This window comes from Mycobacterium asiaticum (assembly GCF_001668675.1).
GTDB classification, from domain to species: Bacteria; Actinomycetota; Actinomycetes; order Mycobacteriales; family Mycobacteriaceae; genus Mycobacterium; species Mycobacterium asiaticum_D.
This window is the reverse complement of sequence record NZ_LZKQ01000091.1, coordinates 1-9000: the sequence shown is the minus strand read 5'-3', so window position 1 is coordinate 9000 and position 9000 is coordinate 1. Positions and strand designations below refer to the sequence as shown.

The 9000-nt window shown below is 67.0% G+C and carries 8 protein-coding genes; 5 read left to right on the top strand and 3 right to left on the bottom strand.

Annotated features, from left to right (window positions below):
- Both A9X01_RS08140 and A9X01_RS08135 read left to right on the top strand, forming a co-directional pair.
- On the top strand, positions 1–477 hold a 477-nt coding region (locus tag A9X01_RS08140), incomplete at its 5' end, for a L,D-transpeptidase (protein ID WP_155771989.1).
- A gap of 14 nt (positions 478–491) precedes the next feature.
- Entirely contained in the window at positions 492–1409 is a 918-nt protein-coding gene (locus A9X01_RS08135; protein WP_065120251.1) for a L,D-transpeptidase, read from the top strand.
- 6 nt (positions 1410–1415) lie between these two features.
- Here the strand turns inward: A9X01_RS08135 and A9X01_RS08130 are convergent, their stop codons facing one another.
- Together A9X01_RS08130 and A9X01_RS31225 are read right to left on the bottom strand one after the other, a co-directional pair.
- Positions 1416–2585 (bottom strand): FAD-dependent oxidoreductase, encoded by a 1170-nt coding sequence (locus A9X01_RS08130; RefSeq protein WP_253849014.1) that lies wholly within the window; start codon positions 2583–2585, stop codon positions 1416–1418.
- Positions 2582–3190 (bottom strand): FAD-dependent oxidoreductase, encoded by a 609-nt coding sequence (locus tag A9X01_RS31225; protein ID WP_253849013.1) that lies wholly within the window; start codon positions 3188–3190, stop codon positions 2582–2584. Before A9X01_RS31225 ends, A9X01_RS08130 begins: the two co-directional genes overlap by 4 nt.
- A gap of 177 nt (positions 3191–3367) precedes the next feature.
- On the opposite strand from A9X01_RS31225, the gene A9X01_RS08125 reads away from it, so the two are divergent.
- Both A9X01_RS08125 and A9X01_RS08120 read left to right on the top strand, forming a co-directional pair.
- Entirely contained in the window at positions 3368–3949 is a 582-nt protein-coding gene (locus tag A9X01_RS08125) for a TetR/AcrR family transcriptional regulator (RefSeq protein ID WP_065120250.1), read from the top strand.
- Positions 3939–6185, top strand: coding sequence for a molybdopterin-dependent oxidoreductase (locus A9X01_RS08120; protein ID WP_065120249.1), 2247 nt, complete (start codon positions 3939–3941; stop codon positions 6183–6185). The genes A9X01_RS08125 and A9X01_RS08120 overlap by 11 nt, the downstream gene beginning before the upstream one ends.
- A 62-nt stretch (positions 6186–6247) precedes the next feature.
- On the opposite strand, the gene A9X01_RS08115 is transcribed toward A9X01_RS08120, so the two are convergent.
- A complete protein-coding gene (locus A9X01_RS08115; RefSeq protein WP_065120248.1) occupies positions 6248–8233 on the bottom strand; it encodes a M13 family metallopeptidase in 1986 nt (661 codons plus the stop codon).
- Positions 8234–8275: 42 nt separating this feature from the next.
- Here A9X01_RS08115 and A9X01_RS08110 point away from each other — a divergent pair, with 42 nt between their 5' ends.
- Positions 8276–8938 carry a hypothetical protein gene (locus A9X01_RS08110; protein ID WP_065120247.1) on the top strand — a complete coding sequence of 221 codons (663 nt, stop codon included), beginning with the start codon at positions 8276–8278 and terminating at the stop codon, positions 8936–8938.
- The last annotated feature ends 62 nt before the right edge of the window (positions 8939–9000 follow it).

Sequence of the window (9000 nt, the reverse complement as noted above, 5' to 3'; positions counted from 1 at the left end):
GCGGCCGGCACCAAGTCCAGCTTCCGGACCGGTGACGCGTTGGTGGCCACCGCCGACGACGCCACCCACCAGATGACCATCACCCGCAACGGGACCGTGGTGCAGACCTTCCCGATGTCGATGGGGATGGCCTCTGGTGGCCACCAGACCCCGAACGGCACGTACTACGTGTTGGAGAAGATGGCCTCGGTGGTGATGGACTCGTCCACCTACGGGGTGCCGGTGAACTCGGCCAACGGCTACAAGGTGACGGTGGCCGACGCCGTCCGGATCGACAACAGCGGCAACTTCGTGCACAGTGCGCCGTGGTCGGTGGGTGATCAGGGCCGGCGCGATGTCAGCCACGGCTGCATCAACCTGAGCCCGTCCAACGCCAAGTGGTTCTTCGACAACTTCGGCAGCGGTGATCCCGTCGTGGTGAAGAACTCCGTCGGGGTCTACAACAAGCCCGACGGTGCATCAGACTGGCAGTTATAAACACGACCGGAGGGATGCTCATGTGGGGACGCGGTTTCGGGACGCTAGGGGCACTGAGGGCCGCCTTGGTCGGCTCAGTCGTCGGTTGCCTGCTGATGCTGAGCGCGGGCACCGCGCTGGCCGACCCTGACCCGGCCCCCGATGATCCCGGGGTGATCGCGCCGCCGGCTGTGCCCGCCGCGGACGCTCCGCCGCCGTTCGCCCCGCCGCCGTTTGTCGGCACGGCGCCGTTCGGGCCGCCGCGGATCGCTCCCGCCAACGGCGCGACGGTGGGCGTGGCCCAGCCGATCATCATCGACTTCCCAGCCCGGGTGGACGACGCCGGCGCCACCGAAGCCGCGATCCGGGTGACCTCCACGCCGCCGGTCGACGGCAAGTTCTACTGGCAGACCCCCACGCAGTTGCGCTGGCGTCCGCTGAGCTTCTGGCCCGCCCACACCGACGTGACCGTCGACGCGGGCGGCACGGTGTCCAGCTTCCGGACCGGCGATCAGCTGATCGCCACCGCCGACGACGCCACCCACCAATTGATCGTCGCGCGCAACGGGACCGTGGTGCAGACCTTCCCGATGTCGATGGGCATGGCGTCGGGCGGCCACCAGACCGCCAACGGCACCTACTACGTGCAGGAGAAGATGGCCTCGGTGGTGATGGACTCCTCGACCTACGGTGTCCCGGTCAACTCGGCCAACGGCTACAAGATCACGGTCGCCGACGCCGTCCGATTCGACAACAGCGGCAACTTCGTGCACAGCGCGCCGTGGTCGGTCGACGACCAGGGCCGCCGCGACGTCAGCCACGGTTGCATCAACCTCAGCCCGGCCAACGCCAAGTGGTTCTTCACCAACTTCGGTCCTGGCGATCCGATCATCGTGAAGAACTCGGTCGGCACCTACACCCGCAACGACGGGTCCAACGATTGGATGAGCTGATCCGGGTCAGCTCCCCGGCCGGCGCGTGTCCAGCAGGTCCAGCACGTTGGGCTTACCGGCCCGGTAGCGCGCCGTGTCGGCGGCTTTCAGCGGTTTCCACCACGGCGCCTGGAACAGCGTGACGATCCTGACCGTCTGACCGGAGTAGCCCGACGCGTGCAGCACCGCGTTGGCGGCCTGGCGTCCGCCTTCGTTGGCGCCCTCCATGGTCGTGACGTTCTGGTCGGTCTGAACCCACTCCCCGGCCAGGAACAGGTTGTCGATGCCGGTGCCCGACGTGGGGCGCCGCCCCCACGAGCCCGGATCCTGGATGAACAGCGGCTCGTCGTTTCGCACGTTGGGTGTCCCCGAATCGATGATCGCCGGGTCCAGGAACCAGGAATGCAGCATCCCGTCGTCGAGCACGTGACCGGTGTCATTGAGGTGGGCTTTGATCTGGGCCCACGCTTCGGCGGCGATTTCGGCGGGGGTGCATTGCCGCGCGCTCTTGCCGTTGAAGTTTCCCGGCGTGCTCCAGTCCGAAAGGATCGCCGAGAGACAGTCTTTGACGGTGCCGTCGCCATAGGTGGTGAGGCTGCGTTTCCAGAACTGCTCTTCACTGATCGACGTGATGCCCCACCCCGAGTCGACATAGTTGACGTGGCCCTTGGTGACGTCCACCCGCTCCCGGAGATAGAACATCAGCCCGTTCATCCACTCGGTGCGTAGCGCGGCCACGTTGGCCAGGCCCGGATCGGCGGCGATGACGTCATCGGTGAGGACGGCGGCGAGCTTCTCGCAGGGGATCGCCGAGACGTACCAGTCCGCGACGACCGGTTGCCCGATGCCGTTGGCGTCGACGACGGTCGCCGAGGTGATGTGCCGGCCATTCGGTGTCAGGCGCGAAAGAGCTTGTCCCACCCTGAAAGTCACACCCATCGAGGTGAGGTGGTCCACCCACGGATCAAGCCACTGGGAACTGGTGGGGCCGTTGAGCACCCGGTCGAAGCCCTTGCAGTCGGTGTCGTTGCCGAACAACAGGATCGACCACACCGAGGCCTCGCCGACCAGCCCGATCGAATGCGCGCTGGCGTCCCTGGACTTCGACGCGGCGAGATTACGGATGATCCCGTCGGCGAGGTACCGGTTGTACTCCACCGACCGCTTGTTCGCGCCGATGTAGTCCTCCCACGTCATGTGGTCCCACGACCGAGCTTGCGTTCGTCGCAACTGGTTACGTAGACGGCCAGCTTCTGTGCCGCGTACGCCGCCTCCCACAACGGCAGCCGGAAGAGCGTCTGCAGCACGGTGGTCACCGATTCGATGAACGACTTCGGCGTGATCGGGTTCGGGATGGTGGGCAGCGGAAACGGCAGTGGGATGGTGAGGTCCGCGCGGCCCAGGCCCGAATGCAGATACGACGTCGCGCGGGTCAGATTGTTCCAGACGCCATTGCGGTTGCCCGGGAACGGGATCCGACGCATGGTGTCGGTGACGTTGCGGTAGAAGCCGGGGAAGAACCGGAAGCCGTGTTCGGCCGGCAGCGGACTCGCGCCGGAGTTCGGCACCGGAATCGAACGCGCCTTGCCGCCGAGGGCCTTGCGTTCGTACACCGTGACGGTGTAGCCGCGCTCGGCGAGCTCGTGCGCCGCGGTCAACCCGGCCACGCCCGCCCCGAACACCGCCACCGACTTACCCGGCGCCGCGTTGGCGACCGGCATCGAACGGGTCAGCGCGGCCGCGGTCCCGGCGGCAACCGTCGCGGTGAGCAGGGTGCGACGTGACATCGGTGAGCCGGTCACGTGACTAAGTTAATGGCGATTCTGATGTTGCCGTGGATATTACGCGGCGTTTCGTCGCATTGAGTGTGACAAGTGAACGACCAGTTGCTGGTATTGGACGGGTCTGGCGATTTCGGGCATGGCGTGCCAGTATGTAGAGCGTCATACATATCCTTCTAGGATGTCTCTGGGAGCCTGATGCGCAGTCCACGCGAGCGGATGGTGGTGTCGGCTGCGCTTCTGATCAGGGAACGCGGCGCCCATGCGACGGCGATATCTGATGTGCTGGCACACAGCGGCGCGCCGCGCGGATCGGCTTACCACCACTTCCCCGGCGGGCGGACTCAACTGCTGTGCGAAGCCGTGGATTACGCCGGTGAATACGTCGCCGACTTGATCTCCCGGGCCGGCGGCGGCCTCGATTTGCTGGACGCGATGATCGACTGGTACCGCGAGCAGTTGCTCAGCACCGACTACCGGGCCGGATGCCCGATCGCCGCGGTGGCGGTGGAAGCCGGCGAGCCGCAGGACCGCGAGCGGATGGCCCCGGTGGTCGAACGCGCGGCGGCGGTGTTCGACCGCTGGACGGGGCTGATCGGCCAGCGTCTCGTCACTGACGGTGTGGCGCCGGACCGGGCGGCGGAGTTGGCGACCCTGACCCTCACCGCACTCGAGGGTGCGCTACTGCTGGCCCGGGCCCGGCGCGACCTGACGCCGTTGGACGTCGTGCACCGTCAGTTGCGCGAGGCATTTGAAAGGAGCCTGCCCGATGGCCAATGAGTGGCAGCACACCGCCTGCATCCTGTGCGAGTGCAATTGCGGCATCGTCGTCCAGGTAGAAGACCGCAGGTTGGCGCGAATCCGGGGCGATAAAGAGCATCCATGGTCGCAGGGTTACACCTGCAACAAGGCCCTGCGGCTGGACCACTACCAGAACAACCGCGCCCGGCTGACGTCGCCGATGCGTCGGCGCCCGGACGGTACTTTCGAGCAAATCGACTGGGACACCGCGATTGTCGAGATCGCCGAGGGGTTCAAGCACATCCGGGACACCTACGGCGGCGACAAGATCTTCTACTACGGCGGCGGCGGGCAGGGCAACCACCTGGGCGGGGCCTACAGCGGGGCGTTCCTGAAGGCGCTGGGGGCCAAGTACCGGTCTAATGCGTTGGCGCAGGAGAAGACCGGCGAGGCCTGGGTCGATGCGCAGTTGTACGGCAGCCATACCCGCGGCGAGTTCGAGCATGCCGAGGTGTCGGTGTTCGTCGGCAAGAACCCCTGGATGTCGCAGAGTTTCCCGCGGGCCCGGGTGGTGCTCAACGAGATCGCCAAAGATCCGGCGCGGTCGATGATTGTGATCGACCCCGTCGTCACCGACACCGCCAAGATGGCCGACTTCCACCTGCGGGTGCGGCCTGGGACGGACGCGTGGTGCCTGGCGGCACTGGCCGCCGTGCTCGTCCAGGAAAACCTCTGCGACGAAGCGTTTCTCGCCGAGCACGTGCACGGAGTGGAACCCGTTCGTGCGCAGCTGCGTGCGGTTCCCGTCGCAGACTATGCGGGGCGCTGCGGCGTGGATGAGGAGCTGCTACGGGCGGCGGCCCGACGCATCGCCGGTGCGGACAGTGTGGCGGTGTTCGAGGACCTGGGCGTCCAGCAGGGACCGAACAGCACCCTGTGTTCCTACCTCAACAAGCTGCTGTGGATCCTGACCGGCAACTTCGCGAAAAAGGGTGCCCAGCACCTGCATTCATCGTTCGCGCCGCTTTTCAGCACGGTCTCCGGCAAGACGCCCGTCACCGGCGCGCCGATCATCGCCGGGCTGATACCGGCCAATGCCGTGCCGGAGGAGATTCTGACCGATCACCCGGACCGGTTCCGCGCCATGATCGTCGAGAGCGGCAATCCCGCGCACTCGCTGGCCGATTCGACGGCGTGCCGCAAGGCCTTTGAATCGCTGGAATTGATGGTGGTGGTCGACGTCGCGATGACCGAGACCGCCAGGCTGGCCCACTACGTGTTGCCCGCGGCTTCCCAGTTCGAGAAGCCGGAAGCCACCTTCTTCAATTTCGAGTTCCCGGCCAACGGTTTTCAGCTGCGCCGGCCGCTGCTCGAACCGCTGCCCGGTACGCTGCCGGAGCCGGAGATCTGGGCCAGGCTGGTGCGTGCCCTGGGCGTCATCGACGACGCCGAGCTACGGCCGCTGCGCGAGGCCGCGCAGCAGGGCCGCCGGGCGTTCACCGAGGCGTTTCTCCCGACGGTGGCCGGCAATCCCGTCATGTCGAAGCTGCTGCCCTACGTCCTCTACGAAACCCTCGGGCCCACCCTGCCCGAGGGAATGGCGGGGGCGGCGGCGGTGTGGGGGCTCGCACAGAAGACGGCGATGACCTACCCCGACGCGGTGCGGCGGGCCGGCCACGCCGACGGCAACGCGTTGTTCGACGCGATTCTCGCCGGACCGTCGGGCGTGACGTTCACGGTGCACAACTACGAGGACGACTTCGCGCTGATCAGTCACTCCGACCACAAGATCGCGCTGGAAATCCCGGAGATGCTGGCCGATCTCGAGGCGCTCGCCGCGACACCGGCCCAGCTGACCACCGCGGAACTGCCGATCGTGCTGTCGGTGGGGGAGCGTCGCGCCTACACCGCCAACGACATCTTCCGTGACCCGTCCTGGCGTAAACGCGACGCCGACGGGGCGCTGCGGGTCAGCGTGGCGGACGCGCAGTTGCTTGGGCTTACCGACGGCGGTCGGGCGCGGATCACCACGGCGGCCGGCAGCGCCGAGGCGACCGTGGAGATCACCGAGGTGATGCTGCCCGGACATGCCTCGCTGCCCAACGGTTTCGGGTTGGACTATGTGGACGAGGACGGTCGGACGGTGGTGCCGGGGGTGGCGCCCAACTCGCTCACCTCGACCAGTTGGCGCGACTCCTACGCGGGAACGCCGTGGCACAAGCACGTGCCGGCCCGGATCGAACCCTGCCGAGAAGACGCGAAAGTCCCTTTCTAACGGCGTGTCGGGGTGCTTTTGCGTCTGCTCGCGAGGGGGAGGTGCCCCCCTGCTCGGCATACCTAGTTCCAGATGCGCACGCGGCGTTGGGGTTCCAGAAACAGCTGGTCGTCCTCCGCGACTTCGAACGCCTCGTAGAACGCGTCGAGGTTGCGGATCACGCCGTTGCATCTGAACTCCGGCGGTGAGTGCGGGTCTACCGCGAGCCGCCGAATAGCCTCGGCCGCACGGGATTTCGTCCGCCACACCTGGGCCCAGCCGAAGAACACCCGCTGCACGCCGGTCAGGCCGTCGATCACCGGCGCGGGCTCGCCGCCCAGCGACAACTGGTAGGCCAGCAGCGCGATGGACAGGCCACCGAGGTCGCCGATGTTCTCCCCGACGGTGAAGGCGCCGTTCACGTGGTGGTTGCCGTCCAGTCCACGGGGCGTGTAGTCCTCGTACTGTTCGATCAGCGCCTTGGTCCGGGCGCCGAATTCGGTGCGGTCGTCATCGGTCCACCAGTCCACCAGGTTGCCGTCGCCGTCGTACTTGGCGCCCTGGTCGTCGAAGCCGTGCCCGATCTCGTGCCCGATCACCGCGCCGATACCGCCGTAGTTGGCGGCGTCGTCGGCCTCGGCGTCGAAGAACGGCGGCTGCAGAATGGCTGCGGGAAAGACGATTTCGTTCATCCCTGGGTTGTAGTAGGCGTTGACGGTCTGCGGCGTCATGAACCATTCGTCCCGGTCGACGGGCCCGCCCAGCTTGGCCAGCTCGCGGTCGTGGTTGACGGCATAGCCCCGCTGGTAGTTGCCGTACAGATCGTCGCGGTCGATCACCAGCGCGGAGTAGTCCCGCCACTTCACCGGGTAGCCGACCTTGGCGGTGAACTTGGCCAGCTTGGTCAGCGCCCGCTCCCGGGTCTGCGGCGTCATCCAGTCCAGGTCGCTGATGCTGATCCGGTACGCCTCGCGCAGGTTGTCCACCAACTCGTCGACGCGGGCCTTGGCCCCCGGTGGAAAGTGCTTCTGCACGTACAACTTTCCGACCGCGTCGCCCATCAGCGTCTCGACCAGCGCCACCGCCCGCTTCCAGCGGTCGCGGATCTGCTCGGTGCCGGTGAGCCTGCGGCCGTAGAAGTCGAAGTCCGCGGCGACCATCGCGTCGGTCAACCAGGGTGCGCGGGCCCGGATCAGCCGCCACCTCGCCCAGCTCTTCCAGTCATCGAGATCCTCGCTGTTCCACAGCTGGGCGAAGGTGGTGAGGTAATCGGGTTGACGCACAACCACTTCCGCAACCACCTCGGGGGTGGTGCCCAGGCCGGTGACCCAGCCGCCCCAGTCGAACCCGCCGCCCTCGCTCTGCAGGTCGGCGAACGTGCGCAGGTTGTAGGTCAGGTCGGCGTCGCGGCGCTTGACCACGTCCCAGTGGGCGGCGGCGAGCTTGCTTTCCAACGCCACGATGCGCGCGGCGGTGTCGGCGTGATCGTCGGGCTCACCGCCGTACACCAAGGCGAACATCCGGGCGATGTGGCCGGGGTAGGCCGCCAGCACATCGGCGTGCTGCTCGTCGCGGAAGTAGGACTCGTCGGGCAGCCCGATCCCGGACTGGCTGAAGTGCACCAGGTAACGGCTGGAGTTCTTCGAGTCGGTGTCGACGTACAGTCCGATGCCGCCGCCCACCCCGGTGCGTTGCAGGGACCCCACCACCGCGGCCAGCGCCGTGCGATCGGCGGCGCCGTCAATCGTGGTCAGCTCCTCGTGCAGCGGTTGCAGGCCGCGGCGCTCGACGGCGTCCTCGTTGAGGAAGCTGGCGTACAGGTCGCCGATGCGCTGCTCGTCGGTGCCCGACGCCGCCCCGCTTTCGGATGCCTCGATGATCAGGTCGCGTACCTGCTCCTCGGCGCGGTCGAACAGGGTGCGGAAGGCGCCGTCGGTCGCCCGGTCGGCCGGGATCTCGTATTCGGCCAGCCAGCGGCCGTTCACGTGCCCGAAAAGGTCGTCCTGGGGGCGGGCGGTGGCGTCGACGTAGCTCAGGTCGATCCCCGAGCGAATGGTCTCTACTGTCACCCCGCCATCCTTCCATCTGTTTTCGGGTGCAACGATCGGGCCATGCCTGACCAGCAGAAAACCAAGGCGGCCAAGGACGTCGACGAAGCCGAAGACGAGATCGAAGACTTCGACGAGGACGCGGACGAAGACGAGGACGAGGCCGGGGACGGTGGCGTGTTCTCCACTTACGGCATCGCATCGACCGTGCTGGGACTGATCGCGGTGGCGGCGGTGGTGCTCGGCGCAATGATCTGGACCACGCACCGCGACGACTCCGCCGAGCGCGTCTACCTGTCCCGGGTGATGCAGGCGGCCACCGACTGGACCGACGTACTGATCAACATGAACAGCAGCAACATCGACGCCAGCCTGCAGCGCCTGCACGACGGCACGGTGGGCCAGCTGAACACCGACTTCGACGCCGCCGTCCAGCCCTACCGGCAGGTGGTGGCCAAACTGCAGAGCCGCAGCACCGGCCAGATCGAGGCGGTGGCCATCGACACGGTGCACCGCGACCTGGACACCCAGCCCGGCAGCCCCCGTCCGGTGGTGACCACGAAGCTGCCCGCGTTCGCCACCCGGACCGACTCGGTGATGCTGATCGCGACCTCGCTCAGCGAGAATGCCGGCGGCAAGCCACAGACCGTGCACTGGAGCCTGCGCCTGGACGTCTCCAACGTCGACAACAAACTGATGATCTCGAAGCTGGAGTCGATCCGATGAGAAACGCGTGGCGGCTGTTCGCTTTCGACATCCTGGCCCCCCTGGCGGCTATCACTGCACTG

What these genes read in the sequence shown, in the direction of transcription:
- A9X01_RS08135 (WP_065120251.1), top strand. Translation starts at nt 492, where the DNA reads ATGCTCATGTGGGGACGCGGTTTCGGGACGCTAGGGGCACTGAGGGCC.
- A9X01_RS08130 (WP_253849014.1), bottom strand. Translation starts at nt 2,585, where the DNA reads ATGACGTGGGAGGACTACATCGGCGCGAACAAGCGGTCGGTGGAGTAC.
- A9X01_RS08125 (WP_065120250.1), top strand. Translation starts at nt 3,368, where the DNA reads ATGCGCAGTCCACGCGAGCGGATGGTGGTGTCGGCTGCGCTTCTGATC.
- A9X01_RS08120 (WP_065120249.1), top strand. Translation starts at nt 3,939, where the DNA reads ATGGCCAATGAGTGGCAGCACACCGCCTGCATCCTGTGCGAGTGCAAT.
- A9X01_RS08110 (WP_065120247.1), top strand. Translation starts at nt 8,276, where the DNA reads ATGCCTGACCAGCAGAAAACCAAGGCGGCCAAGGACGTCGACGAAGCC.